This window comes from Bradyrhizobium sp. URHC0002 (assembly GCF_054059515.1).
On sequence record NZ_JBSSCF010000001.1, the window covers coordinates 4,549,771 to 4,573,701 of the forward strand.

At 63.5% G+C, this 23,931-nt stretch carries 23 protein-coding genes; 9 read left to right on the plus strand and 14 right to left on the minus strand.

Going from position 1 to position 23,931, the window contains the following annotated elements; translation table 11 throughout:
- The first annotated feature begins 15 nt into the window (after nt 1-15).
- Nucleotides 16-1,239 carry an MFS transporter gene (locus ACVWVY_RS22040; protein ID WP_456632281.1) on the plus strand — a complete coding sequence of 408 codons (1,224 nt, stop codon included), beginning with the start codon at nt 16-18 and terminating at the stop codon, nt 1,237-1,239.
- Nucleotides 1,240-1,337: 98 nt separating this feature from the next.
- Here ACVWVY_RS22040 and ACVWVY_RS22045 read toward each other — a convergent pair whose 3' ends face one another.
- The gene (locus ACVWVY_RS22045; RefSeq protein ID WP_456628355.1) at nt 1,338-2,102 is read right to left on the minus strand and encodes an SDR family oxidoreductase; all 765 of its coding nucleotides are present in this window, start codon (nt 2,100-2,102) and stop codon (nt 1,338-1,340) included.
- Between the two features lie 13 nt (nt 2,103-2,115).
- Nucleotides 2,116-2,874 (minus strand): peptidase, encoded by a 759-nt coding sequence (locus ACVWVY_RS22050; protein WP_456628356.1) that lies wholly within the window; start codon nt 2,872-2,874, stop codon nt 2,116-2,118.
- A gap of 137 nt (nt 2,875-3,011) precedes the next feature.
- On the opposite strand from ACVWVY_RS22050, the gene ACVWVY_RS22055 reads away from it, so the two are divergent.
- Nucleotides 3,012-3,398 (plus strand): tetratricopeptide repeat protein, encoded by a 387-nt coding sequence (locus tag ACVWVY_RS22055; RefSeq protein ID WP_456628357.1) that lies wholly within the window; start codon nt 3,012-3,014, stop codon nt 3,396-3,398.
- A gap of 39 nt (nt 3,399-3,437) precedes the next feature.
- On the opposite strand, the gene ACVWVY_RS22060 is transcribed toward ACVWVY_RS22055, so the two are convergent.
- The gene (locus ACVWVY_RS22060; protein WP_456628358.1) at nt 3,438-4,250 is read right to left on the minus strand and encodes a class I SAM-dependent methyltransferase; all 813 of its coding nucleotides are present in this window, start codon (nt 4,248-4,250) and stop codon (nt 3,438-3,440) included.
- Nucleotides 4,251-4,321: 71 nt separating this feature from the next.
- On the opposite strand from ACVWVY_RS22060, the gene ACVWVY_RS22065 reads away from it, so the two are divergent.
- Nucleotides 4,322-5,935: an ABC transporter substrate-binding protein gene (locus ACVWVY_RS22065; protein ID WP_456628359.1), complete on the plus strand. Its 1,614-nt coding sequence runs from the start codon at nt 4,322-4,324 to the stop codon at nt 5,933-5,935.
- A gap of 109 nt (nt 5,936-6,044) precedes the next feature.
- On the opposite strand, the gene ACVWVY_RS22070 is transcribed toward ACVWVY_RS22065, so the two are convergent.
- The 6 genes from ACVWVY_RS22070 to ACVWVY_RS22095 all read right to left on the minus strand — a co-directional run bounded on the left by ACVWVY_RS22070 (nt 6,045) and on the right by ACVWVY_RS22095 (nt 13,490).
- Nucleotides 6,045-6,224 carry a hypothetical protein gene (locus ACVWVY_RS22070; RefSeq protein WP_456628360.1) on the minus strand — a complete coding sequence of 60 codons (180 nt, stop codon included), beginning with the start codon at nt 6,222-6,224 and terminating at the stop codon, nt 6,045-6,047.
- Nucleotides 6,221-7,384 carry a PepSY-associated TM helix domain-containing protein gene (locus ACVWVY_RS22075; RefSeq protein ID WP_456628361.1) on the minus strand — a complete coding sequence of 388 codons (1,164 nt, stop codon included), beginning with the start codon at nt 7,382-7,384 and terminating at the stop codon, nt 6,221-6,223. The genes ACVWVY_RS22070 and ACVWVY_RS22075 overlap by 4 nt, the downstream gene beginning before the upstream one ends.
- Nucleotides 7,385-7,388: 4 nt before the next feature.
- Nucleotides 7,389-9,713 (minus strand): TonB-dependent siderophore receptor, encoded by a 2,325-nt coding sequence (locus ACVWVY_RS22080; RefSeq protein ID WP_456628362.1) that lies wholly within the window; start codon nt 9,711-9,713, stop codon nt 7,389-7,391.
- Between the two features lie 410 nt (nt 9,714-10,123).
- On the minus strand, nt 10,124-10,963 hold the full coding sequence (locus tag ACVWVY_RS22085; protein WP_456628363.1) for a transglutaminase family protein: 840 nt from the start codon (nt 10,961-10,963) through the stop codon (nt 10,124-10,126).
- A 147-nt stretch (nt 10,964-11,110) separates the two neighbouring features.
- The gene (locus ACVWVY_RS22090) at nt 11,111-12,055 is read right to left on the minus strand and encodes an alpha-E domain-containing protein (protein WP_456628364.1); all 945 of its coding nucleotides are present in this window, start codon (nt 12,053-12,055) and stop codon (nt 11,111-11,113) included.
- 16 nt (nt 12,056-12,071) lie between these two features.
- On the minus strand, nt 12,072-13,490 hold the full coding sequence (locus ACVWVY_RS22095) for a circularly permuted type 2 ATP-grasp protein (RefSeq protein WP_456628365.1): 1,419 nt from the start codon (nt 13,488-13,490) through the stop codon (nt 12,072-12,074).
- Between the two features lie 220 nt (nt 13,491-13,710).
- Between ACVWVY_RS22095 and ACVWVY_RS22100 the strand changes: the two genes are divergently transcribed.
- The 3 genes from ACVWVY_RS22100 to ACVWVY_RS22110 all read left to right on the plus strand — a co-directional run bounded on the left by ACVWVY_RS22100 (nt 13,711) and on the right by ACVWVY_RS22110 (nt 15,767).
- Nucleotides 13,711-14,442 (plus strand): competence/damage-inducible protein A, encoded by a 732-nt coding sequence (locus tag ACVWVY_RS22100; RefSeq protein ID WP_456628366.1) that lies wholly within the window; start codon nt 13,711-13,713, stop codon nt 14,440-14,442.
- A gap of 72 nt (nt 14,443-14,514) precedes the next feature.
- Entirely contained in the window at nt 14,515-15,024 is a 510-nt protein-coding gene (gpt, locus tag ACVWVY_RS22105) for a xanthine phosphoribosyltransferase (RefSeq protein WP_456628367.1), read from the plus strand.
- 125 nt (nt 15,025-15,149) lie between these two features.
- Complete coding sequence (locus ACVWVY_RS22110; RefSeq protein WP_456628368.1) at nt 15,150-15,767, plus strand: hypothetical protein; 618 nt, start codon at nt 15,150-15,152, stop codon at nt 15,765-15,767.
- 149 nt (nt 15,768-15,916) lie between these two features.
- On the opposite strand, the gene ACVWVY_RS22115 is transcribed toward ACVWVY_RS22110, so the two are convergent.
- The gene (locus tag ACVWVY_RS22115) at nt 15,917-16,939 is read right to left on the minus strand and encodes a methionine synthase (protein ID WP_456628369.1); all 1,023 of its coding nucleotides are present in this window, start codon (nt 16,937-16,939) and stop codon (nt 15,917-15,919) included.
- A 147-nt stretch (nt 16,940-17,086) separates the two neighbouring features.
- Here ACVWVY_RS22115 and ACVWVY_RS22120 point away from each other — a divergent pair, with 147 nt between their 5' ends.
- From ACVWVY_RS22120 to ACVWVY_RS22130, 3 genes are all read left to right on the plus strand, one after another.
- Nucleotides 17,087-17,782, plus strand: a complete 696-nt coding sequence (locus ACVWVY_RS22120) for a glutathione binding-like protein (RefSeq protein WP_456628370.1) — start codon at nt 17,087-17,089, stop codon at nt 17,780-17,782.
- A 125-nt stretch (nt 17,783-17,907) separates the two neighbouring features.
- The gene (locus ACVWVY_RS22125) at nt 17,908-18,516 is read left to right on the plus strand and encodes a DsbA family protein (RefSeq protein WP_456628371.1); all 609 of its coding nucleotides are present in this window, start codon (nt 17,908-17,910) and stop codon (nt 18,514-18,516) included.
- Nucleotides 18,516-19,490: an NADPH:quinone oxidoreductase family protein gene (locus ACVWVY_RS22130; protein ID WP_456628372.1), complete on the plus strand. Its 975-nt coding sequence runs from the start codon at nt 18,516-18,518 to the stop codon at nt 19,488-19,490. The genes ACVWVY_RS22125 and ACVWVY_RS22130 overlap by 1 nt, the downstream gene beginning before the upstream one ends.
- Before the next feature lie 82 nt (nt 19,491-19,572).
- On the opposite strand, the gene ACVWVY_RS22135 is transcribed toward ACVWVY_RS22130, so the two are convergent.
- The 4 genes from ACVWVY_RS22135 to ACVWVY_RS22150 all read right to left on the minus strand — a co-directional run bounded on the left by ACVWVY_RS22135 (nt 19,573) and on the right by ACVWVY_RS22150 (nt 23,927).
- Nucleotides 19,573-20,274, minus strand: coding sequence for an esterase/lipase family protein (locus ACVWVY_RS22135; RefSeq protein WP_456628373.1), 702 nt, complete (start codon nt 20,272-20,274; stop codon nt 19,573-19,575).
- Nucleotides 20,271-21,161 (minus strand): crotonase/enoyl-CoA hydratase family protein, encoded by an 891-nt coding sequence (locus tag ACVWVY_RS22140; RefSeq protein ID WP_456628374.1) that lies wholly within the window; start codon nt 21,159-21,161, stop codon nt 20,271-20,273. The genes ACVWVY_RS22135 and ACVWVY_RS22140 overlap by 4 nt, the downstream gene beginning before the upstream one ends.
- A 176-nt stretch (nt 21,162-21,337) precedes the next feature.
- A complete protein-coding gene (locus tag ACVWVY_RS22145; protein WP_456628375.1) occupies nt 21,338-22,762 on the minus strand; it encodes an amidase in 1,425 nt (474 codons plus the stop codon).
- Nucleotides 22,755-23,927, minus strand: a complete 1,173-nt coding sequence (locus ACVWVY_RS22150; protein ID WP_456628376.1) for a M20 aminoacylase family protein — start codon at nt 23,925-23,927, stop codon at nt 22,755-22,757. Before ACVWVY_RS22150 ends, ACVWVY_RS22145 begins: the two co-directional genes overlap by 8 nt.
- Nucleotides 23,928-23,931: the final 4 nt, after the last annotated feature.

Sequence of the window (23,931 nt, forward strand, 5' to 3'; positions counted from 1 at the left end):
GCCACCCCGTCTGCCATGTCCGCCACCACGCCTGTCGGCGCCCGCGATCTGCTCAGGCACGGGCCGTTCCTGTTCTTCCTGTTGTCGCGCAGCCTGTCGCGCTTCGCCAGCCAGATCGCGGCGGTTGCGATCGGCTGGCAGATCTACGACATCACCGGCAGCGCCTTCCAGCTCGGCATGGTCGGGCTGGTGCAATTCCTGCCCACGGCGCTGCTCGTCTTCGTCGCCGGCCACGCCGCCGACCGGTTCGAACGCAAGCGCGTGGTGCAGCTTTGCCAGATCGCGGAAGCCGCGACCGCGCTGTTTCTGGCCGTCAGCACCTTTGCCGGCTCGCTTACCGTGGCGCAGATATTCATCGCCACCTTCGTGATCGGCATCGCCGGCGCCTTCGAGAGCCCCGCCACGGCCGCGCTGCTGCCGTTGATCGCGCCCAAGGGGTCGGTGCAGCGCGCGACGGCGATCTCCTCCGGCGCAGCCCAGGTCGCGACCATCACCGGGCCCGCGCTTGGCGGGCTGGCCTATGTGTTCGCGCCGAGCCTGCCTTACTTTGTCATCGTCGTGTTCTGGCTGGCCGGCGCGGTTCTTACCGGCTTCATCCATACGACGCGGCAGGAGCTTGCGAAGGAGGATTCGACTGCGGACGATGTGTTTGCCGGCGTCCGCTTCATCCGCAACAATCCAGCCATCCTCGGCACTATCTCGCTCGATCTGTTCGCCGTGCTGCTTGGCGGCGTCACGGCGCTGTTGCCGATCTATGCCCGCGACATCCTGCAGACCGGCCCGCTCGGCCTCGGCGTCCTGCGCGCCGCGCCCGCGGTCGGTGCGCTCCTGATGACCATGGTGCTGGCCCGCCACAGCATCAATCGCCATGTCGGGTTGCGGATGTTTCAGGCCGTGATCGTGTTCGGCGCGGCGACGGTGGTGTTCGCGCTGTCGCAGTGGATGTGGCTGTCGGTGCTGGCGCTGGCGGTCCTCGGCGCCGCCGATACGATCAGCGTGGTGATCCGCTTTTCACTCGTGCAGCTTTCGACGCCCGACGAGATGCGCGGCCGGGTCGGCGCGGTCAATTTCCTGTTCATCAACGCCTCCAACCAGCTCGGCCAGTTCGAGAGCGGCGTCACCGCGGCGCTCTTCGGCACCATGCCGGCCGCGGTGCTCGGCGGCGTCGGCACGATCGCGATCGCGCTGCTGTGGATGAAACTGTTTCCGGCGCTGCGGAAGGTGGAGCGGCTGGAGTAGCCTCGACCGTCATTGCGAGGAGCGAAGCGACGAAGCAATCCATGCTTCCTTGTGGCACGATGGATTGCTTCGCTTCGCTCGCAATGACGGAGAGAGACCTACCCCCGTCCCACGAACGGCATCTTGCTCGCCATGACCGTCATGAACAGCACGTTGGCATCGAGCGGCAGGCCGGCCATGTAGGCGACCGCGTCGCCGACCGCCTTCGCGTCCATGCGCGGCTCGTGTTTCATCGTGCCATCGGGCTGCATCACGCCGGGGCCGGCGACCATGCGGTCCGTCATGGGCGTCGCGGCATTGCCGATGTCGACCTGGCCGACCGCGATATCGTACATGCGGCCATCGAGGTTGGAGGCCTTGGTGAGACCCGTGATCGCGTGCTTGGTCGAGGTGTAGGCCGCCGAGAACGGCCGCGGCGCGTGCGCCGAGATCGAGCCGTTGTTGATGATGCGGCCGCCGCGCGGATTCTGGTCCTTCATGATGCGGAAGGCGTGCTGGGTGCACAGGAATGGCCCGGTGAGGTTGGTATTCACCACCCCCTGCCATTGTTCGAGGGTGAGATCCTCAAAATTCACCGGCGGCGCGCCCATGCCGGCATTGTTGAACAGCACGTCCAGCCGGCCGTAGGTCTCCATCACCTTGGCGAACAGCGCCGCGATCGAAGCGGGGCTGGTCATGTCGGCGGAAACGCACAGGCTCTTGCCGACATTGTCGCCGAGCTTCTTGGTTTCTTCCAGCATCTCCAGACGGCGTCCGGCGAGCACCACGGTGAAGCCGGCATTCATCAGCGCTAGCGATGCGGCGCGCCCGACGCCGGTGCCGGCACCGGTCACGATTGCGATCTTGTTTGTTGCGTCGGCCATTGCTTCCTCGCCTTCAGTTTTTTGTTTCTGTTTCGGATTTGTAGGGTGGTCTTGGAATATTCTGGTGTGCCGCGCGCAGCGCCGCCGACCAGCGCGAGCGCAGGTCGTGGAAATAGGGCTCGCCCGCCTCGATGCGGTGGTTGAGGTCGGCCTCGCAGGCATCCGCGCGCACCACCAGCACGTCGATTGGCAAGCCGACGCCGAGGTTGGAGCGCATCGTCGAATCCATCGAGATCAGGCCGGTCTTCAGCGCCTCATACAGTTCGACGTCGTAATGCATCGCGCGGTCGAGCACCGGCTTGCCGTATTTGTGCTCGCCGATCTGCAGGTAGGGCGTGTCAGTGGTGCATTCGATGAAATTGCCGGCGGTGTAGACCATGAACAGCCGCATCCGCGAGCCCTTGATCTGGCCGCCGAACAGGAAGGAGACGTCGAAGGAGACGTCTTCGGACCGTAGCGCCGGGCCTTCGGTGGCATGGACCATGCGGATCGCCCGCCCGATGCGCTGTGCCGCCTGAAACATGGTCGGCGCGTTCATCAGCGTCTCGACCTCGCCGGTGTTGGGGTCTTCGATCCCTTCGGTCAATGTCGACAACACCGACTGGCTGATCGCCAGATTGCCGGCGCTGGCGATCGCCATGATGCGGTCGCCGGGCTTGCTGAAGATATGGAGCTTGCGGAAGGTCGAGACGTTGTCGAGGCCGGCATTGGTGCGGGTATCCGCGATCATGACGAGACCGTCCCGCACCAGAATTCCGCAACAATAGGTCATTCCTGATCCCCGAACGCCCGAATTTTTCGGCGGCCAAACTAGTAGCCAATTTCAGGGGGGCATCCAACCCCAATTCCCCGTGGCATGGCATGCGCCGGGCGGGTAAAATGCCCTCGTACCTGCAGGCGGGGGATTGCATGCGGAAATCGGCTCTGATCGGCGCGGTCATGGCGACGTGGCTTGTGGGCGCCGCCGGCGCCCGCGCCGGCCCGTGGGAAGACGGCATGGTGGCCTATAACCGCGGCGACTACGTCCCGGCGATCCGCCTGTTCCGTCCGCTGGCGGAAGCGGGCAATCCCACGGCGCAGAATCAGATCGGGGTGATGTATCGCAAGGGGGAAGGGGTGAGCCGCAGCCCGGCCCGCGCCTTCATGTGGTTCAGCCTTGCCGCCAAACGCGGAGATACCGAGGCCAAGGCCGGCCTGCGTGGCGTCTCCAAGACCATGACACCGGGCGAAATCTCACAGGCCCAGCAGATGGCGCAGGCTTGCGAGGCCTCGAACTACCGGGCTTGCGAATATTGATCCGCCGGCAATGGCGCCGGTGGAGCCGCCGGGCGCGTTCTAGGCTCGCGCCAGAATGACGTGTGCCTGGATCTTGGCGGCGACCTCGCCGCTGCCGTGCTTGTCCGCGACCGCGGCCGCGGCGTGGTCGGTTGCCGCCTCGAGCTTGTCAGGCCCGCGGGCCTCGATCTCGTTGCGCAGCGGCGTTCCCTGGCAATAGGCGACGGCGACATAACGGGGCGAGGGCGCGCGGCTTTGCTCTGCCCTGGTTTCGATCGTCACGTTCGAGAAGCCTGCCTTCGCCAGATCGCTGCGGATCAATGCCACGTCATGGTAGCCGTGCGGCGTGCGCGCCATGAAGCGCGGAGGATCGTTTGGAAAAAATTCCGCGAGCGCGTTGGTCACATCGTCGGCGAACACATTTTCCTCGATGCGGTCCCAGGCGTTGAACAGGAAAGTTCCGCCCGGCTTGAGCACGCGCCGGGCCTCGCGATAGGCGGACGGTCGATCGGGGAAGAACATCACGCCGAACTGGCAACACACCAGGTCGAAGGTGGCATCCGCGAACGGCAGTGCCTGCGCATCCACCTTCTGCCAGCTGATGCGGTCATCCCGGCCTTGCCGCGCGGCGGCATGATCGAGCATCGGCTGGTTGAGGTCGGTCGCGACATAACGGGCATCGGGCGAAATCATTGGCGCCAGCGCCCGCGTCACGATGCCGCTGCCGGCCGCCGTTTCCAGCACGGCTTTGGGTGAAAGTGCTGATGCCCTTTGCGACAGATCCTGGGCGTAGCTCTCGAAGATCAGGGGAACCATATGGCGGTCATAGTTTTCCGGAATCGAGCCCGCAAAGATCTTGTCGTCTGCTGACATGGCCTGTCCTCTGCGTTACGCTTCGGTCCCCTCGCTGTTCTATAGAAAAAGAAACCACATTGGGAGGCTGAATGCGCACCAGCAATTTGCCGGGCAGGTTACACGCCACGCTCTTGATGCTCCTTTGCATCGCACTGGTTGCCGCAAGCCCCGCCGTCGCGCAGAAGAAAGGCGGCACGCTCAGGCTCTATCACAACGACAATCCGCCCTCGACCTCGCTGCACGAGGAAGCGACGATTGCCTCGGTGACGCCGTTTGCCGCGATCTTCAACAACCTCGTGGTGTTCGATCCTGCAAAAGTCCACGAAAGCATCGATACCGTCATTCCGGATCTGGCCGAAAGCTGGTCCTGGGATTCCACCAACACCAAACTGACCTTCAAGCTTCGGCAGGGCGTGAAGTGGCACGACGGCCAGCCGTTCACGGCAAAGGATGTGCAGTGCACCTGGCGGATGCTGATCGGCAAGACCGAGACCCAGGACTTCAAGCGCAATCCGCGAAAAGTCTGGTACACGAAGCTGCAGGACGTCAGCGTAAACGGCGATTACGAGGCGACCTTTGAGCTGAGCGAGCCGCAGCCGAGCCTGCCGGTGTTGCTGGCGAGCGCGTTTTCGCCGGTCTATCCCTGCCATGTGCCGCAACAGGTGATGCGCACCAAGCCTGTTGGCACCGGACCGTTCAAGTTCGTCGAATTCAAGCGCGGTGAGTCGGTTCGTCTGGTGCGCAATCCCGATTACTGGAAGAAAGATCGTCCGTATCTGGACGAGATCACGTTCCGGATGATCGACAGCCGTGCCACGCGCATGCTGGCGTTCGCCACCGGCGATTACGACATCACCTTTCCCTCCGACGTCAGCGTTCCCCTGATGAAGGACGTGAAGGCGCGCGCACCGCATGCAATCTGCGAGATGACCACGACGGGAACGCTGGTCAATTTGATGGTCAACCGCCTCAATCCGCCGTTCGACAATCCGGATATCCGAAAGGCCATGTCGCTGGCGCTCGACCGCAAGCCCTTCAACACGATTCTGATGGAGGGGCTGGCGCGGATGGGTGGCGCGATGCTGGCCAAGCCCGAGGGTGAGTGGGGCATGCCGCCGGAAATGGTGTCGTCGCTGACCGGCTACGGTCCCAACACCGAAAAGAACATCGCCGAGGCGCAGGCCATCATGCAGAAGCTCGGCTACAGCGACGCAAAGCCGCTGCAGATCAAGATCCAGACCCGAAACCTTCCGACCTATCGTGATGCCGCCGTGGTCCTGACCGACCAGCTCAAGAAGATCTATATCACGAACGAACTCGACATTCTCGACACGCCACGCTGGTACGCGCGGCTGGCGAAGAAGGATTACACGATCGGGTTGAACATCACCGGCGTCAGCGTCGACGATCCCGACGGCAACATCGTCGAGAACTATTCCTGCAAATCGGAGCGCAATTACACCCAGTACTGTAATGCCGAGGTCGATCGGTTGCTGGTCGCGCAATCGAGCGAACTCGACAGGGAAAAACGCAGGAAAATGGTCTGGGACATCGAGCGGCTGCTGGTCGAGGACGCGGCGCGGCCGATCATCCTGCACTCAACCGCCGGCAATTGCTGGCAGCCTCATGTGAAGAATTTCCGGCCGCATGATAATAGCCAGTACAACAATCTGCGGTTCGAGGACGTCTGGTTGGATAAGTGATCCGTAGATCCGTAGATCCGTAGGGTGGGCAAAGCGAAGCGTGCCCACCATTCAGGATCACGATCGCAGAGATGTGGTGGGCATGGCGCGATGCGCCTCTGCCCACGATCTAGGAATGGCGCGACGCCTTCCAGGCGAGCACGGCGAGCGGGATCGCCAGCACCGTCCACGACAGCGTGTCCCAGCCGCCGTCGCCGAACAACGCCGAGGCCAGCCCGATTGCCGTGAGGGCGCCGAGCAGCAGCGGCCAGCGGAAGATGTCGCCGATCGTTTGCCGCAGACGGCTCATGAGCCCGCCAGGGACGTCGCGGCGGCAGCCGGCTGGTTCGGGCTTTGCGCCATGCTGCGGCTCGGCCTGCGCTTGCCGAGCCAGAGATAGACGCCGCTCGCCAGCACGAGGATGGCGGCGAGATCGAGCAGCGCCCAGATGATTTTCAGCGGCAGCCCGCCGTAATCGCCGAAATGCAGTGGGCGCGACACCTGCAGCGCGCGCAGGTACCACGGCAATCCGCGGGCGGTGACGAGTTGTCCGGTTTCCGCATCGATCAGCGCCGGCGTGAACAGGCGCGAGGTGATCGGCGTCGGGCCCTTGGTCCAGATGATGAAGTGGCGCGGCGTGCCGAACCGCGCTTGCGTGGGCAACGCGACGCTGACCGGCGTGTCGCCGCCCAGCGCCCGCCGCGCGGTGGCAACGGCTTCATCGATATCAGCGAATTTCGCCAGCGGCGGCTTGCCGAGATGCGGAGCGATCAGTTCCGGCAGCACCTGCGCACGCCAGACGGTAAAAAGCGGCAGCGAGATCGTGTTGATGATGCCGGTGAGACCGACGGCAAGCAGCCAAACCAGCACAACGGCGCCGATCAAATTGTGCAGGTCGAGCCATTTGATCCGCGGCGCGCCGGCCCGCGGCACCGCGCCAAACTCGAGCCGACGCATGAACGGCGCGTAGAGTACGACGCCTGACACCAGCGCGATCACGAACAGCAAGCCCATCGCGCCGAGGAACAATTCACCCGGCAATCCCAGCAGCATATCGCGGTGGATGACGCGGATGGTCCGCAGCACGCCACCTTCCTGCGCGTCCTCTTCCAGCAGGTCGGCGGTTCGCGAATCGAACGACAGCTTGAGCAGACGCTTTCCGGCTGGCGGCACCGGCGTGTCCGATAGGAAAACATTGACGACATTGGCGCGGTCCTGATCCCAGTTCAGCACCTGGACGAAGCGCTGCGGATAACGCGCCCTTGCCGCATCGATCAGCCGGCTCAGCGGGGCCTGCGGGGTATCGGCCGGGAGTTCGCGGGCGGAAACTTCTGACTGGAAGAAATCGTCGATTTCGTCGTGGAAGATCAGCGGCAGCCCGGTGATGCACAGCATCAGCAGGAACAGCGTGCAGACCAGACTCGTCCATTTGTGGACGAGCGACCACCATTTGACGGATCGTGCTGTCATTCGCTCACCATCGGTAGCTCGCCGTTGCCAGCACCGTGCGTCCCAGCGCCCAGCGGCAGCCGCCGCCGGTGCAGAGCGAGACATAAGCGCTGTCGAATACGTTGTTGACGTTGAGTGCTGCGCTCAGTCCCTTCCATTCCTTGTATCGCATCCCGAAATCGTAGGAGAGCGCCGCGTCGAAGGTCGTGCTCGACGGGATCCTGTTGGCCAGCATGAAGCTGCCGGGCACAATGGTAGGAACGGTCAGGTTGTTGGCGTCGGTCGTGTACATGTCGTGGACATAGCGTACGCCGCCACCGAAGCCGAAACCATTCGCAGGTCCGCTCTGCACAAGGTAGTTGGCCCATAGCGAGGCTGTATGCATCGGCGTATTGGCGAGCACCTTGCCGAAATTGACGTCCTGAGCGCCGGTGATGCGGTTGTCGAGATAGGAATACTGCCCGCGCAGGCTCAGGCCCGGCAGGGGGCTTCCGACCACCGACCCCTCAAAACCGCGCGATGTAACCTCGCCAACCTGTGCGGTGGTGTTGGGCGGAATGCCAGGGCCGCTAATCGTGGTCGGCACGTTCTGCTGCTTGAGATCGTAGACCGCCGCCGTGAACATCAGGTTGGTGCCCGGCGGCTGGTACTTCACGCCGCCTTCGACCTGCTCGCCGGTGGTCGGCCTGAAGGGCTGCCCATTGAGCAGTGTGCCGATGCGGGTCGGTTGGAACGAAGTCGAATAGCTGACATAGGGCGCGATCCCGTTGTCGAAATTGTAGATCGCACCTATGCGGCCGGTCGGCTTCTCGTCGTTGTTCCGAACGGGCGGTGTGCCGAGGTTCTGGGCCAGCGTGCTGCCCTCGGCCCAATCGTAGCGGACGCCGCCCAGCACCGTCAGCCGCCCGAGCTTGGCCTCGTCCTGGACATAGAGGCCGCGCTGCTGCAAGTGCTGATCCAGGTTCTGGAATATCGCGGTGGGGACCAGGATGTTCTGGGTGTAGTTCGGTGCAAGGATGTCGAGCGTGTTGGTGGCAGCGAAGCGGGCGAAATTGTTGAAGTCGAACCGCTGATAGTCGAATCCGGCGAGCACCGTGTGCTGCAGCGGCCCCATGTTGAACTTGGCCTGGAGTTGGTTGTCGGCGGCGAAGGTGTTGAGGTTCTCGTTGGTGGAGAAGTAGTTCCGGGTGATGGTGCGGCCATCTTCCAGTCGAAGGGTGGGGCCGGCGCCCGTCGTCTTGAAGACGCTCGGCTGCACCTCGACGTAATTGAGTTCGTCGTGCAAATAACGTACGTTCTGGCGCACCGTGAAGACGTCGTCGAAACGGTGCTCGAATTCGTAGCCGAGGGTCGCCTGCTTGTATTTCAGGCTCTCATAGTTGAGATCGCCGCCAAAGAAATTCCTTGGAATTTGGCCGTAGGTGCCGGGCACCAGCGTGCCCTGGATCGGCAACAGCATGAAAGCTCCGCCCTTCGGGTCCTGCCGGTAGCTGGTCAGGAAGGTGATGGTGGTGTCGATATCCGGACGCCAGGTCCAGGCCGGCGCGATAGCGAATCTCTCCTCGCCGATATGGTCGACCTGGGTGTTGGCGTTGAGGCCGAGGCCGGTGACGCGGTAGAGCAGCTTCTTGTCCTTGTCGACGGGGCCGCCGACGTCGAACGCGCCCTGGATGCGGTCGAACGAGCCGGTTTGCAGCGAGACCTCGCCGAAAGGAGTTTCGGTCGGACGCTTGCTTACCATGTTGAGGATGCCGCCCGGCGAGGCAGCGCCGTAGAGCACGGACGCTGGGCCGGTGATGATCTCGGCACGGTCGAGGAACCAGGGATCGATGCGCGCAATGCCAAAAGGGGCGCCCTGCAGGCGCAGTCCGTCGAGATATTGCTCTATGTCGAAGCCGCGCGCCTTCAACGGCTGGAAGCGGAAATCGCTGTCGTTGCTGAAATAGACGCCAGGCGCGTAGCGCATGAGGTCGCGGATGCTTTGCGTGCGCCGCACGTCCATTTCTTCGCGGGTAATGACGGCAACCGAACCCGGCGTCGACATGATCGGCGCGTCGGTCTTGGTGGCGCCCGAGGCGCGGCTTGCGACAAAGCCGTTGGTGCCGGCGCTGACGCGTTCCGCAGTCGATACCATGGCGGGTTTTGCCGGCGCTTGCGCTGCAGGATTGGCGGCCTGCCGGGCGCGGCGCGACGGCTCTCCGCTCCGCGAAGCCATCCTGCGCTGCGGCGCGGCGCGTTGCGCGCTCGGCTTGGGCGCGTCGACTGTCACCGCCGGCAACGCCGAAGATTGCGTGGTGGTCTGCGCGTTCGCCGGAGAGCCGGCGGCGAGGAGGGCGCCGAGCGCCAGCATGCCTGCAGAACTGCAGAGTAAGTTTGGTCGCGAAGGAGAGATAACACGACGCGTCAGGTCGTGTGCCGTGCATTCCATGTCAGTGCCCCACCCGGAGCGACTGCGCGGGAGATTTCTTCTCGCTTCACGCGACGCTCGCGTTGCGGAGTCCTTATGTTGCAGCGAAGCATGCGTCGAGCGACGGCGCGTTTGAATCGCTCGAAACTAGAGCTATTCAATAAATGCAATCTGGTATTGCGACCCGTGTTCGCTGCTATTTTTCGAGTTGTCGTGCAAATGCGTGCGAGAATTTCCTCGCGCGATACGAGAAGCCTGCTCGATGTTCCACTGGGATTGGGGAGCGCCTCACCCGCCTGCGACGAACGCGAACCGTTTGCGCACGCAATGACGGCAGGAGGCGATTGCGCGGCCTACTGCGACTGGCTCTGCCACTGGCCGGGGCGGCCGGCTTGTTCCACCTTGACTGCGACCGTCAGCGTTTCCGCGCCGCCGCCATAGCGGGTGCCGCGCACCGGCGCCGCGCCGAGGTAGTCGAGACCGATGGCGACGCGGGCGTGGGCGTCGGTGGTGCAGAGGCCATTGGCGGCATCGAAGCCGACCCAGCCGAGGTCAGGCACGTAGGCTTCCGCCCATGCGTGGCCGGCCTGCTGGTGCACGGTGCCGTCGGAGCGCAGGAAGTGTCCGGAGACGAAGCGCGCGGGAACGCCGCCCGAGCGCGCGCAGGCGATGAAGATGTGGGCGTAGTCCTGGCAGACGCCGCGCTTGAGCGCAAAAGCTTCCGCCGCCGACGTGCCTGAATTGGTAGGGTCCTCGTCGAACGTCATGTGCTCGTTGATCTGCACCATCAGCGCATGCAGGAAGCCGAGCACGTCGCCGTCGGATTCCGAGCGCATCTCGCGGGCAAACGTCGCCATCGCCGGATTGACTTCGGTGAGCGCGGTCTGGCGCAGGAACAGGCTTGCCGGAAACCGCTCGTCGGTGCCGCGCAGCACGCCGCCGGTGTCGTGGGTCTCGATCAGGCCCTCGACACTAATGGTGAGGTCGGCGATCGGGCCGTGGGTGAGCACATGCGTGACGTTGCCGAACGCGTCCTGGTGCATGTCGAGGCGGGAGTCCGTGGAGACGTCGATCTGCCATTCGGCGACATATTGCCCGTCATGGCTGCCGGGCGTCATGCGCAGAATCTGGATCACCCCCGAGGCCGGGGGCTCGTAGCGATAGCTCGTAGTATGGGCAATTCGCAGGCGCATGGCGGAACCCGGTTCGGATCGTCATGCCCGGGCAGTAGCGCGAAGCGCGTCCTCGCGCTAGATGTCCCGGGCATCCACGTCTTTAATTTACCCATTCAAAGCAAGACGTGGATGGCCGGGTCAAGCCCGGCCAGGACGGGGAATGCATCAAATCAAATACTGCTTGGTGATGATCTCACCTAGCCGCGCGTTATCCGAAATGAATTCCTGGATGAATTCATGGACGCCGTGCTGGAAGATATCGTCCATATGGCTGTGTTCAAGCCGGTTGCGGACGCCGCGGGCGTGGCGCTGGGAGGCGCCCTGGCGGCCGTAGGCAACGCCGATCTGGTCGAGGTTGCGCACCAGATTGCTGTAGCAGCTTGCCAGCGAGCGCGGCAGCGTGTCGTTCAGGATCAAAAGGTCGGCGATCAGCCAGGGTTTCAGCGTCTCGCGGTAAACCCAGTGATAGGCCGTGAGCGCCGACACCGAGCGCAGGATCGAGGTCCACTGGTAGTAGTCCAGGGGGCCGCCGACATGTTCCTCCTCCGGCAGCAGCACGTGATACTTCACGTCGAGAATGCGGGCGGTGTTGTCGGCGCGCTCCAGGTGCAGCCCGAGGCGCGAGAACCAGTAGGCGTCGTTGCGCAGCATGGTCCGGTAAGCGGAACCGTCGAACCGCAGCGAAGTTTCCTGCACGAAGCGCAGGAATTTCGCCAGTTCCTCGCGGCTGGAGGTGCCTTTGCCCCAGACCTCCTGTAATTCGATCCAGGCGGAGTTGATGGTGTCCCACATCTCCGATGTCAGCGCGGTTCGCACCGAGCGCGAATTGAGCCGCGCCGCCTCGATGCAGTTCTTGATCGAGGACGGATTGGACGGCGAGAACGCCAGATACTCGACGACGTTCTGCTCGTTGGCCTCCTGATAGGCCTCGTAAAAACTCGCGCTGACGCCGGCGGTCAGCAGCGCCGATTCCCATTCATTGGTCTTGCCGATATAGGCGGCGGGGAGCGCGGTGACGCGCAGGGTGGCGTCGATGGTGCGCGCGATATATTCGGCGCGCTCGACATAGCGGGCCAGCCAGTACAGGTTTTCGGCAGTGCGCGACAGCATACGGAAATTTCGCTCTCTATTCGTCCAGTATCCAGGTGTCCTTGGTGCCGCCGCCCTGGCTCGAATTGACCACCAGCGAGCCTTCCTTCAGCGCCACCCGCGTCAATCCGCCCGGCACGATGGTGACGTGCTTGCTTCCCGTCAGCACGAACGGCCTGAGGTCGACATGGCGTGGGGCGAGGCCGGAGGCGGTGCAGGTCGGGCAGGTCGACAGCGCCAGCGTCGGCTGGGCGATAAAGCCCTCGGGCTCGCGCTTGAGCTTGTCGCGGAACGCCTCGATCGTCGCCTTGGTCGCGGCGGGGCCGATCAGCATGCCGTAGCCGCCGGAACCGTGGACTTCCTTCACGACAAGGTCGCCAAGATTGTCGAGTACGTAGGCCAGATCCTTCGGCTCGCGGCAGCGCCAGGTCGGCACGTTCTTCAGGATCGGTTCTTCCCCGAGATAGAATTTTACGACCTCGGGCATGTAGGAATAAATCGCCTTGTCGTCGGCAATCCCGGTGCCGACCGCGTTCGCCAGCGTGACGTTGCCGGCCGCATAGGCTGACATCAGCCCGGGCACGCCGAGCGCCGAGTCCGGGCGGAAGGTGAGGGGGTCGAGGAAATCATCATCGACGCGGCGGTAGATCACGTCGACGCGCTTCAGCCCCTCGGTGGTGCGCATGAACACTTCGTCGTTCTTGACGATGAGGTCGCGGCCCTCGACCAGCTCGATCCCCAATTTGTCGGCGAGGAAGGAGTGCTCGTAATAGGCGGAATTGTAGACGCCGGGCGTCATCAGGGCGACCGTGGGCTCCGCCGAAGCCGAGAGCGGCGCCACCGAGCGCAACGCTGAGAGCAATTCGTCGGGATAGCGTTCCACGGGTGCAACGCGGTGGCGGGCGAAGAGGTCCGGAAACAGCCGCATCATGATTTCGCGGTTTTCCAGCATGTAGGACACGCCCGAGGGCGTCCGCGCATTGTCCTCCAGCACGATGAAATTGTCGGCGTCGACCCGGACGATGTCGATCCCGGCGATGTGCACATAGACGTCGTGCGGCACGCTCTGGCCGTTCATCTCGGGCCGGAACACCGGGTTCTGGAAGATCAGATCGTCGGGAATGATGTTGGCGCGCAGGATGTCGCGGCCGTGATAGATGTCGCGCAGGAACATGTTGAGCGCACGGACCCGCTGCTTCAGGCCCTTTTCCAGCGTGGCCCATTCTCTGGCTGACATGATTCGTGGGATCACGTCGAAGGGGATCAGCCGTTCCTGGGCTTCGGCGTCGCCATAGACGGCGAAGGTGATGCCAATCCGGCGGAATAGCAGTTCCGCCTCCTGGCGGCGATATTCCAGGGCGTCCGGAGGCGTCTCCTTCAGCCAGCGGGAGAGCTCCCGGTAGGCCGGGCGGAGGTCGCCGCCGGGCACGTTCATTTCATCGAAGGCAACTGCCATAAATCCTGACTATCTTTCGACGCCATGCGGCACAGTGCATGACTTCACGGGATGGTAGCAAGGCTCGGGCCAGCGCGATATGGATTGGCAAGCGGCATTTCGTGTGGCTAGCCGGCCGCGCTGCCCTAAAAAAAGGCTGCCGGGTGCTTATTTCGGCAGCAAACCCCCGTGACTTCAATGCGTTGCTTGCGCAAGGTGCGGGGATAGGTGGGGAGAAGTCATGAGCGAGATCGTCACGGCGGGTATTCTGGTCATTGGCGACGAGATCCTGTCCGGCCGGACCAAGGACAAGAACATCGGCTTCATCGCCGAATACCTGACCAATATCGGGATCGACCTCAAGGAGGTCCGCGTCGTCGCCGACGACGAGGCCGACATCATCTCAGCCCTTGATGCACTGCGGCATCGCTACAACTACGTCTTCACGACCGGTGGCATCGGGCCGACCCATGATGACATCACCGCCGACAGTGTTGCGAAAGCGTTCGGTGTCGGGATCGACCACCACCCCGAGGTGGTGGCGCGTTTCCGCGAGCGCTGGACCGAACAGGATCTGAACGAGGCGCGGCTGCGCATGGCACGCGTCCCCGACGGCGCCGAACTGATCCAGAGCGCGACCATCCTGGCGCCCGGCTTCAAGCTCGGCAACGTCATCGTGATGGCCGGCATCCCCTCGATCATGCAGGCGATGATGGACATCGTCGCGCCCAAGCTGAAGTCGGGCGTACGGATGCTCTCGGATTCGGTCCGCGCCAATGCGCGGGAAGGCGATATCGGCGGGCCGCTGCGCGAGATCGCCAACGCCCATCCCGACACCATCATCGGCAGCTATCCGTTCATGGACGATGACAAGAAGCCGAACACCAACCTCGTCGTCCGCTCGCGCGATCCGGAAAAGCTCAACGCCGCGATGACCGCGGTGAAGGAGATGCTGGCGAACATCCCGAGATAGCCACGCGCGTGATCCGGTTTCGAAGTTCGCAATACGGGAGACAAAAGTGATCGATTATTCTGGAGCGCGTTCGTGACGGAGCGCGAAAAAAACATTCCGCCGCCGGAAAAAGCCTTTCCGGTCTCCTGGGACCAGTTTCACCGGGATTGCCGGGCGCTGACCTGGCGGCTCAACGAGGTCGGGCCGTTTCATGCCATCATCGCGATTACCCGTGGTGGGCTGGTGCCGGCGGCCATCGTGGCGCGCGAACTCGGCATTCGCATCATCGATACCGTGTGCATTGCCAGCTACGACCACACAAGGCAGGGCGACCTGAAGGCGCTCAAGGGCGTTTCGGCCGAAGTGGCAAAGCTCGGCGGCGGGACCGGCAAGGGACTGTTGATCGTCGACGACCTTGTCGACACCGGCAAGACCGGGCGGCTGGTGCGTTCGATGATGCCGGACGCGCATTTCGCGGCCGTCTACGCCAAGCCGCAGGGCAAGCCGCTGGTCGATACCTTCATCACCGAAGTGTCGCAGGATACCTGGATCCACTTTCCCTGGGATACTGCGCTGTCGTTCCAGCCGCCGCTCCGTCCGTGACGGCGGGGCGTGGCCTGACCGTCATTGCGAGGAGCGAAGCGACGAAGCAATCCATCCATCCGTTGTGCCGAAGTATGGATTGCTTCGCTTCGCTCGCAATGACGGGGTGAGGCATCGAGTTACCTATGCCCCTTCAAAACCGCGTCACGCCCACCGGCGACATCATCGCCATCGCCCATCGCGGTCTGTTCACCGGCAATCGCGGCATCATCCACGATCCCGCGACCAAGACCTTGCTGAAGAAACGCTGGTCGAGCCCGGCGTGGATCACCTGTGTCTGCGAGTTCAGGGGCTGGCGGCGCAAGGTGATGGGCGGGCGGAGCTGGACCGAGTTGTTCTTTCTCGACGAGGCGACCGCGTTCGCGGCCGGGCATCGTCCCTGTTTCTTCTGCCGCCGTGACGACGCCAAGCGGTTTCGTGCGGCCTGGGAGAACGGCAATGGCGTTACGGACATCCGCGCGCGGGAGATGGACAGCGTGTTGCACAGTGAACGGTTGGAGCGCGGCAAGAAGCGGCTGCATCCGTTGCCGGTCCCGGTCGCGCAATTGCCTGATGGCGCGATGGTGCAGCAGGGCGAGGAAAGTTTTCTGATCCTGCAGGGCCGGGTGCTGCAATGGTCGATGGCCGGTTATCAAAAGGCAGAGGCCGCACTCGACGGTGCGATGCTGCTGACACCGCCATCAACGCTGCGCGCGTTGGGCGCGGGCTATAGGTCGGTGCTGCATCCGAGCGCTGTCGGGTAGGGGCTCGTCATTGCCTGCGACAAACGCAAAGCGTTTGCGCAAGGGAGCGAAGCGACGAAGCAATCCATACCTCCTGCTCGTATGGATTGCTTCGCGGAGCCTGTCATCGGGCGCGCATTCGCGCGACCCGTTGGCTCGCAATGACGGAACTAACCCAACTTCTGCCGCGCCAGCTTCGCGCCCGCACCCAGCGCCGCGAGTTTTGCCTCCGCGATATCCCGCCGCATCGGCGCCATGCCGCAATTCGTCGTAGCGACGATGTTGCTCTTCGGCACGAATTTCGACACCGCCTCGATCACCTTCACGACATCCTCCGCCGTCTCCACGGTGTCGCTGGCGACGTCGATCACGCCGGCCTGGACGACCTTGCCGGGGAGCAGCGCCAGCAAATCCAATGGCACCTTCGAATTGCGGCATTCGATCGCAATCTGCTGGATCGGGCTCTTGGCGATCGCCGGGAAAATATCCTCGTACTGCCGCCACTCGCTGCCCAGCGTCTGCTTCCAATCGGTATTGGCCTTGATGCCGTAGCCATAGCAGATGTGGACGGCGGTGGTGCAGGTCAGGCCTTCGGCGGCGCGCTCGAGCGCCTTGATGCCCCAGTCGGAGACTTCGTCCATGAAGACGTTGAAGGCGGGCTCGTCGAACTGGATCACGTCGACGCCGTCGGCCTGCAGCGCCTTGGCCTCGTTGTTGAGCAGCTCGGCGAAGGCGAACGCCATCTTGACCTTGTCGCCGTAATATTTGTCCGCGACGGTGTCGGCGATCGTCATCGGGCCCGGCAGGGTGAATTTCAGCTTGCGGGTGGTGTGGGTGCGGGCGACACGGGCTTCATCGGCATGGACGCGGCCCTTGAGTGTCAGCGGCGCGATCACCTGCGGCACCATTGCCTTGTAGCGGTCTTTGCGGATGCCCATTTCGACCTTGTGGGCGAAATCGATGCCCTCGACCTTCTCCAGGAAGCCGTGGACGAAATGCTGGCGGGCCTGCTCGCCCTCGGTGACGATGTCGACGCCGGCATCCTCCTGCAACTTCACGGCCAGCATGGTGGCGTCGCGCTTGGCGCGGGCGAGCTCGTCGCCTTTCGATTTCCAGGGCGCCCAGAGCGTGTTCGGCTCGGCTAGCCATTCCGGCTTCGGCAACGAGCCTGCGATCGTGGTTGGAAACAGCATGGGAGCCTCCCGTCAGTTCTGATTGAGCGCCTGTCTGCCATGTCTTATGATCGAGGTACAGAACAACAAAAGTCGCCCAAAAGCGCGAAGCGCGTCTTCAAGCAAAATCCCGGCTGGGGTGCAAGGAAGGGGGAGGTAAGGGGAGCCATGATCGACCTGCACTACGCGCCGACGCCCAACGGCTGGAAAATCTCGATCATGCTGGAGGAACTCGGGCTTCCCTATCAGGTCATTCCGGTCAACATCCGCGCCGGCGAGCAGTTCAGGCCGGAATTTCTGGCGATCAGCCCCAATAACCGCATTCCAGCCATCATCGACCATGCGCCGGCCGATGGCGGCGAACCGGTCTCCGTGTTCGAGACCGGGGCGATCCTGATCTATCTCGCCGACAAGACCGGGCGCTTCCTGCCGAAGGAAATGAGGGCCCGCTCCCGCGCCATGGAATGGCTGATGTGGCAGATGAGTGGGCTGGGGCCCATGCTCGGCCAGCACGGCCATTTCGCGCTCTATGCGGCCGAAAAAATCCCTTACGCGATCGAGCGCTACCGCGACGAGGCGGCGCGGCTCTACCGCGTGCTCGATACCCAACTGGAGAAGACCGGCGCGTATGTCGCCGGCGATTACTCGATCGCCGACATCGCCTGCTTTCCTTGGACGATGACCCACAAGGCGCAGGGCTTTACGCTCGACGATTATCCGAACGTCAAACGCTGGTACGCGGAGGTGCGCGCGCGGCCGCAGGTGCAGGCCGGGCTCGCGATCGGCAAGTTCGTCAAGGAGCCGTTCGACGAGGAGGCGCGGCGGAATATGTTCGGGCAGAAAGCGAAGGAGATGAGACGCTAATCCTTCATGGTGAGGAGGCGCGTCAGCGCCGTCTCGAACCATGAGGCCACAGACGGGCCTTCATCCTTCGAGACGCGCTGCGCGCTTCTCAGGATGAGGATCCAACAACAAAACGGAAAAACCCCATGATCGAATTCTTCTTCGACTGCTCCAGTCCCTGGACCTATCTCGCCTTCCACAACATCCAGCCACTGGCAAAGGAGCTCGGCGTCGAGATCAGCTGGCGGCCGATCCTGGTCGGCGGCATCTTCAACACCGTCAATCCGAGCGTCTATGCCCAGCGCGAGACGCCGGTGCCGTTGAAGGCGCGCTACATGAAGAAGGATCTCGCCGACTGGGCGCGCTCCGCTGGCCTTGCGATCAAGATGCCGCCGACGGTGTTTCCGGTGAACAGCGTGAAAGCGATGCGCGGCTGCATCTGGCTTGGTCAGGACATGGTGCCGTTCGCCACCGCTGTATTCGAGACTTATTGGGGTGGCGACAAGGACATCTCGCAGGATTCGGTGTTGACGGAGGTCTGCAAGAAGGCCGGCGTCGATCACGTCAAATTTTTCGAGGGCATCGGCCAGCAGGCGATCAAGGACCAGCTCAAGGCCAATACCGACGAGGTGATGGCGCGCGGCGGTTTTGGTTCGCCGACGATCTATGTCGACAAGACCGACATGTATTTCGGCAATGACCGGATGCCGCTGATCCGCGAAGCGCTGCAGCGCCTGAAAGCGCGGGCCGCCTGATGCCGAAGGCCGTCGTCTGCCGCGAGCTCGGCCCACCCGAGCGCCTGCGCCTGGAAACGTTCGACGCAGCACCCTTGGCGCCCGGGCAGGTGCGCGTCGCCATTCGCGCTGCCGGGATCAATTTCCCCGATATCTTGATGGCAGCGGGCGAGTACCAGCTCAAGCCGCCGCTGCCGTTTACGCCGGGCGTGGAAGCCGCCGGTGATGTCGTCGAGGTCAACGCAGCCGAGGGCGTCACCGTCGGTGATCGCGTGATCGTCAAGATGCGGCACGGCGCCTATTCCGATGAAGCCGTCGCCACATCGTCACAGCTCGTAAAATTGCCGTCGACGTTCGACTATGCGGAGGGCGCGACGTTTCTGGCCGGTCACGGCACCGCCTATCACGCGTTGATCGACCGCGGCCGGCTTCAACCGGGGGAAGTGCTGCTGGTGCACGGTGCCGGCGGCGGCGTTGGGCTTGCCGCCGTCGAGATCGGCAAGATGCTGGGCGCCACCGTGATCGCAACCGCTTCGAGCGACGAGAAGCTTGCGATTGCGAAAGCGAGGGGGGCCGATCATCTCATCCGCTATGACCGCGAGCCGTTCCGGGATGCCGTCAAGCGCATCACCGACGGGCAGGGCGCGGACGTGGTGTTCGATCCCGTCGGCGGCGAGGTGTTCGAGAATTCGATGCGCTGCATCAAGTGGGGCGCACGGCTGCTGGTCATCGGATTCACCGGCGGCATCGGGCTTGCGAAGACGAATCTTCTGATGATCAAGGGCGCCAGCGTGCTCGGCGTCCGCGCCGGCGAAGCGGTGCGAAAAAATCCCGCGCTCGGAGAGGTCAGGATCAAGGCGTTGACGGAATGGGCGGAGGCCGGAAAGATCCGACCCAACGTCTCACATCGGTTGCCGCTGGAAGATTACGCCAAGGCGATGCGGCTGTTGATCGAGCGCAAGGCGATCGGCCGGGTGGCGCTGGTGATGGGATAGTCTCCATTATGCCCCGCGAACGCGGGGCATCCAGTACGCCGCGGCCTTTCCGTTCGAATACAAACGTCTCTCGAATACTGGATCACCCGCCTTCGCGGGTGATAACGTCGGAGGGGTTAAATCTACCATCCCGCAAAAACGCAATCGTCTGTTCGACCGCAACAGCATTCCGCACCAGCCACGGATGCGACGCCGCGACCACGACGTGATCCGCCATGCCCTCGAGCTTGGTATTCGCAATCGACACCCGCCCGTCATGCGGCTTCGGCAGCATCGTTCCGGCTACTGGATCGATCGACCGGTTTCCGGCGATGATGCCGACGGGATAGTTGACCGGTGGCAGCATTGCATCGTCCACCGCGCTGCGCTGGGTGCCGAGCTGCTGTCCGGCCGGTCCAAAAAAGGCGCGGTAGGCTCCAAAATTCTTCAGGCGATCCGCGATTTCGCTGCCGCTGTTCGGCGTGCCGAGCATGACGACGCGGCCCAGGCGTTTTGGCTGATATCTGGCAATGTAGACCCGCGCCAGTAGCCCGCCCATGGAATGGCCGACAAAATGGACGGAGCCATCGATGCCATCGGCAAAACGCTGGATGGTGGGATGGATGTCCTCCGCCAGCGCTTCCAGCGCCTTGCGGCGGCTCGCATAGTCCTGGTTGAGGGTGGCGAAGCCACTGCCTTCCAGCGCCGTCTGCATTTTGCGAAACGACCGCGCCGTCCTGCTGATGCCATGCAGCAGGACGACGCCGTCTTGCGTCGCGTTGGCCGATGCGGGCCGGCCGCTCACTTATACTCGCGCTCCTGCCACCACGGGAAATAATCGGGCATGTCTGCCGAAACCTTGTTCTTGAATTCGGCCGGGCGCTTTTCAAGGAACGACACCACGCCTTCCTTGACGTCGTCGCTTCGCCCGCGGGCGTAGATGCCGCGGCTGTCGACCTTGTGGGCTTCCATCGGATCGTCGGCGCCCATCATGCGCCACATCATCTGCCGGATCAGCGCCACCGATACCGGCGCGGTCTTGGCGGCAAATTCTTTTGCCAACGCACGCGCTGTCGGCAGCAAATCGTCCGGCGGCACCACCTTGCTGACGAGGCGGCCGGCCAGCGCTTCCTGCGCCGGGAACACTCGGCCCGAATAGCACCACTCCAGCGCCTGCGAGATGCCGACGATCCGCGGCAGGAACCAGCTCGACGCGGCCTCGGGCACGATGCCACGCTGGGAGAACACGAAGCCGAAGCGTGCAGCTTCGGAGGCAATGCGGATGTCCATTGCGAGCTGCATGGTGACGCCGATGCCGACGGCCGGCCCGTTGACTGCTGCGATCACCGGCTTCAGGCATTTGAAGATGCGCAGCGTCACCTGGCCGCCGCCGTCGCGCACTTGCTGATCGCTGTAGTCGACCGCGCCGCTGGCGAGCCGCTTCACCGGCCCGCGCCGCGCGTCGCGGTCAAACGTGTTGGCGCCGGAGGAGAGATCGGCGCCGGCGCAGAACCCACGCCCCGCGCCGGTCACGATGATGGCGCGGACATTGTCGTCCTTGTCGGCGGCGTCGAAGGCGTCGATCAGTTCCTGCTGCATGGCGCCGTTGAAGGCGTTGAGCTTGTCAGGCCGGTTCAGCGTGATGGTGAGGATCTGATCGTCGACCTCGTACTTGATGGTCTCATACGCCATGGGGTCTGTTTCCTTCCTGATGTTTGTTTGTGCCGACGAATTCAAGACGCCGTCATGCCCGGGCAAAAGCGCGAAGCGAGTCTTCGCGCCAGATGTGCCGGGCATCCACGTTCTTTCGTCTGAAAGAAAAGAAGACGTGGATGGCCGGGTCAAGCCCGGCCATGACGGCTCTATCGCTACTTCTTCGGCGGCGAGGGCCACGGTCGCTGCGGGCCGCGCAGGCCTTCGAACGCCTTGGCCATGCCAAGCACGCCGAGATCATCGAAGCGGCGGCCGACGATCTGCACGCCGATCGGGAAACCCTTCGTGTCGTAACCGCCATTGAGCGAGATCGCGGGATTTTCGGACATATTCCACGGCACGGTAAAGCCGATGTGCTCGAACGGCTTGTCGGGGTCGTTGATCGGTGCGGCGAATTCGGCCGGGAAGTTCACCACCGGCGACACCGGCGAGATCACGTAGTCAAGGTCGCAGAACAGCTTTGCCGCCGCGGCGCGGATCGCCATGGTGGCGTTGAAGCCTCTGATGACGTCGACGCCGGAGAGCCTTGCGCCGGCTTCCGCCCATTTGTGGATGTAGGGCAGCACCTTGCCGCGTTCCTCGGGCGACAGTTTTGAGAGATCGTCCCACATCCGCGCCCGAAAGAAATTGTCGATCCCATCGAGCATCTCGCGCGTCAGGATGCCATCGACCTCGGTGACGACGGCGCCGGCGGACTCGAACGCCTTGGCGGCTTTGACGGCAACGTTTCGCACGTCGCTTTCGAGCGCCTGGCCTGCACCGGCATCGAGCATCAGGCCGATGCGCAGCTTGCGCGGCGACTTGTCGAGTGTCTTCCAGTGAATGCTGCTGTCGGCGGGCAGGCTCATGCCGTCGCGGCGGTCCGGCTTCGACAATACGCACATCATCAGCGCCGCATCGTCGACGGTGCGGGTCATCGGACCGGCGACGCGGCCGACATAGGGCGGATCGTACGGAACGCGTCCAAAACTCGGCTTCAGCGCGACCAGGCCGCACCACGAGGCCGGTAGCCGCACCGAGCCGCCGATGTCGGTGCCGAGATGCAACGGGCCGTAACCGGCAGCGCCCGCCGCGCCCGCGCCAGAGGAGGAGCCGCCGGGATTTTTGCTGAGGTCCCAGGGATTGCGGGTGAGGGGATGGAAACTGGAAAGGCCCGACGACAGCATGCCGTAGTCCGGCATCGTGGTCTTGGCGAAGATGATGGCGCCGGACTCACGCAACCGCGCGGCTGGCGGCGCATCTTTCTCCGCCGGTATGAGCTTGACGCTGGCGGCACCCAGCGGGATCGGCTGGCCCTTGGTGGCGATATTGTCCTTGATGGTGACCGGAATGCCGTCGAGCGTGCCTGCGGGCTCGCCCCGCTGCCAGCGATCGGTCGAGACCTTTGCGGCAGCGCGCGCGCTGTCGGGATCGAACAGATAGAGCGCCTTGATGTGCGGCTCCCACGCCGCGACATGCTCAATCACTTCCTCCAGCACTTCCGATGGCGAGAACTGCTTGGCGCGATAGCCGGCGATCAGGTCTGTCGCGGAAAGGTCATGCAGCGAGGTGATCTCTTCTTCGGCGACTGGTTTATGCATGCGAACCTACCGGGAGACGGGTTTCGATGATGCGGGCGAACATGCTGGCGCCGATCGGCAGGATCTTGTCGTCGAGGAAATAGCCCGGATTATGCACCGGCACCGAGCCGTCATGGCCGATCCAGAAATAGGCGCCGGGCACCACCTGCATCATGTCGGCGAAATCCTCGCTGCCCATCTTCGGCGTCGAACGCGTTAGGACGTTGGCGGGATCGACGATCGTCTTCGCGACCTCTTCGACCACCCTGGACTGTTCTTCCTCGTTGACCAGCACGCTGAAACCGTCGCGGATGTCGACGGATATTTCGCATTGGAAGGTCGCGGCAATGCCGGCGCTGATCGCGCGCATGCGTTCACGGATCAGCGCGCGCACGCCGTCGTCGAACGCGCGCACCGTGCCGCAAAGTTTTGCGTCGCCGGGGATTACATTATAGGCGGAGCCCGCGTGAATCTGGGTGACCGACAGCACCGCTGCCTTCAAGGGATCGACGTTGCGGCTGACGATGGTCTGCAAGGCCTGCGCCAGCGTCGTCGCGATCACCACCGCGTCCTTGGAACGTTCGGGCATCGCGCCATGCGCGCCGTAGCCCTGGATCTTGATGTCGAAGAAATCGGCGCCGGCCATCGCCGGCCCGGGCAGGATCGCGATCTCGCCGTGGTTCAGGTCGGGCGCGTTATGCAGGCCGTAGACTTCGTCGCAGGGAAATTTCTCGAACAGGCCGTCCTTGATCATGGCGCGCGCGCCGCCCAGGCCCTCTTCGGCGGGCTGGAAGATGAAATGCACGGTGCCGTCGAAATTTTTGGTCTCGGCCAGATAGCGGGCGGTGCCGAGCAGCATGGTGGTGTGGCCGTCATGGCCGCAGCCGTGGAAGCGGCCGGGAATCGTCGAGCGCCATTTCAGGTTGGTATTCTCCTCCATCGGCAGCGCGTCCATGTCGGCGCGCAGGCCGATGCGCTTGCCGCCGCTGCCCTTGCCCTTGAGCACGCCGATAACGCCGGTGCCGCCGAGGCCGCGATGCACCTCGATGCCCCATCCCTTCAGCTTCTCCGCGACGATGCCGGAAGTGCGCACTTCCTCGAAGCCGATCTCGGGATGGGCATGCAGATCGCGTCTGATGGCGGTGAGTTCTTCGGCATAGCCGTCGATGCGGTCGATGGTCGGCATGTCT

What these genes read in the sequence shown, in the direction of transcription:
- ACVWVY_RS22040 (WP_456632281.1), top strand. Translation starts at nt 16, where the DNA reads ATGTCCGCCACCACGCCTGTCGGCGCCCGCGATCTGCTCAGGCACGGG.
- ACVWVY_RS22060 (WP_456628358.1), bottom strand. Translation starts at nt 4,250, where the DNA reads ATGTCAGCAGACGACAAGATCTTTGCGGGCTCGATTCCGGAAAACTAT.
- ACVWVY_RS22080 (WP_456628362.1), bottom strand. Translation starts at nt 9,713, where the DNA reads ATGCTGGCGCTCGGCGCCCTCCTCGCCGCCGGCTCTCCGGCGAACGCG.
- ACVWVY_RS22140 (WP_456628374.1), bottom strand. Translation starts at nt 21,161, where the DNA reads ATGGCGTATGAGACCATCAAGTACGAGGTCGACGATCAGATCCTCACC.
- ACVWVY_RS22125 (WP_456628371.1), top strand. Translation starts at nt 17,908, where the DNA reads ATGATCGAATTCTTCTTCGACTGCTCCAGTCCCTGGACCTATCTCGCC.
- ACVWVY_RS22090 (WP_456628364.1), bottom strand. Translation starts at nt 12,055, where the DNA reads ATGCTGTCGCGCACTGCCGAAAACCTGTACTGGCTGGCCCGCTATGTC.
- ACVWVY_RS22100 (WP_456628366.1), top strand. Translation starts at nt 13,711, where the DNA reads ATGAGCGAGATCGTCACGGCGGGTATTCTGGTCATTGGCGACGAGATC.
- ACVWVY_RS22065 (WP_456628359.1), top strand. Translation starts at nt 4,322, where the DNA reads ATGCGCACCAGCAATTTGCCGGGCAGGTTACACGCCACGCTCTTGATG.
- ACVWVY_RS22095 (WP_456628365.1), bottom strand. Translation starts at nt 13,490, where the DNA reads ATGGCAGTTGCCTTCGATGAAATGAACGTGCCCGGCGGCGACCTCCGC.
- ACVWVY_RS22085 (WP_456628363.1), bottom strand. Translation starts at nt 10,963, where the DNA reads ATGCGCCTGCGAATTGCCCATACTACGAGCTATCGCTACGAGCCCCCG.
- ACVWVY_RS22055 (WP_456628357.1), top strand. Translation starts at nt 3,012, where the DNA reads ATGCGGAAATCGGCTCTGATCGGCGCGGTCATGGCGACGTGGCTTGTG.
- ACVWVY_RS22130 (WP_456628372.1), top strand. Translation starts at nt 18,516, where the DNA reads ATGCCGAAGGCCGTCGTCTGCCGCGAGCTCGGCCCACCCGAGCGCCTG.
- ACVWVY_RS22145 (WP_456628375.1), bottom strand. Translation starts at nt 22,762, where the DNA reads ATGCATAAACCAGTCGCCGAAGAAGAGATCACCTCGCTGCATGACCTT.
- ACVWVY_RS22150 (WP_456628376.1), bottom strand. Translation starts at nt 23,927, where the DNA reads ATGCCGACCATCGACCGCATCGACGGCTATGCCGAAGAACTCACCGCC.
- ACVWVY_RS22070 (WP_456628360.1), bottom strand. Translation starts at nt 6,224, where the DNA reads ATGAGCCGTCTGCGGCAAACGATCGGCGACATCTTCCGCTGGCCGCTG.
- ACVWVY_RS22045 (WP_456628355.1), bottom strand. Translation starts at nt 2,102, where the DNA reads ATGGCCGACGCAACAAACAAGATCGCAATCGTGACCGGTGCCGGCACC.
- ACVWVY_RS22115 (WP_456628369.1), bottom strand. Translation starts at nt 16,939, where the DNA reads ATGCTGTTTCCAACCACGATCGCAGGCTCGTTGCCGAAGCCGGAATGG.
- ACVWVY_RS22050 (WP_456628356.1), bottom strand. Translation starts at nt 2,874, where the DNA reads ATGACCTATTGTTGCGGAATTCTGGTGCGGGACGGTCTCGTCATGATC.
- ACVWVY_RS22120 (WP_456628370.1), top strand. Translation starts at nt 17,087, where the DNA reads ATGATCGACCTGCACTACGCGCCGACGCCCAACGGCTGGAAAATCTCG.
- ACVWVY_RS22075 (WP_456628361.1), bottom strand. Translation starts at nt 7,384, where the DNA reads ATGACAGCACGATCCGTCAAATGGTGGTCGCTCGTCCACAAATGGACG.
- ACVWVY_RS22110 (WP_456628368.1), top strand. Translation starts at nt 15,150, where the DNA reads ATGCCCCTTCAAAACCGCGTCACGCCCACCGGCGACATCATCGCCATC.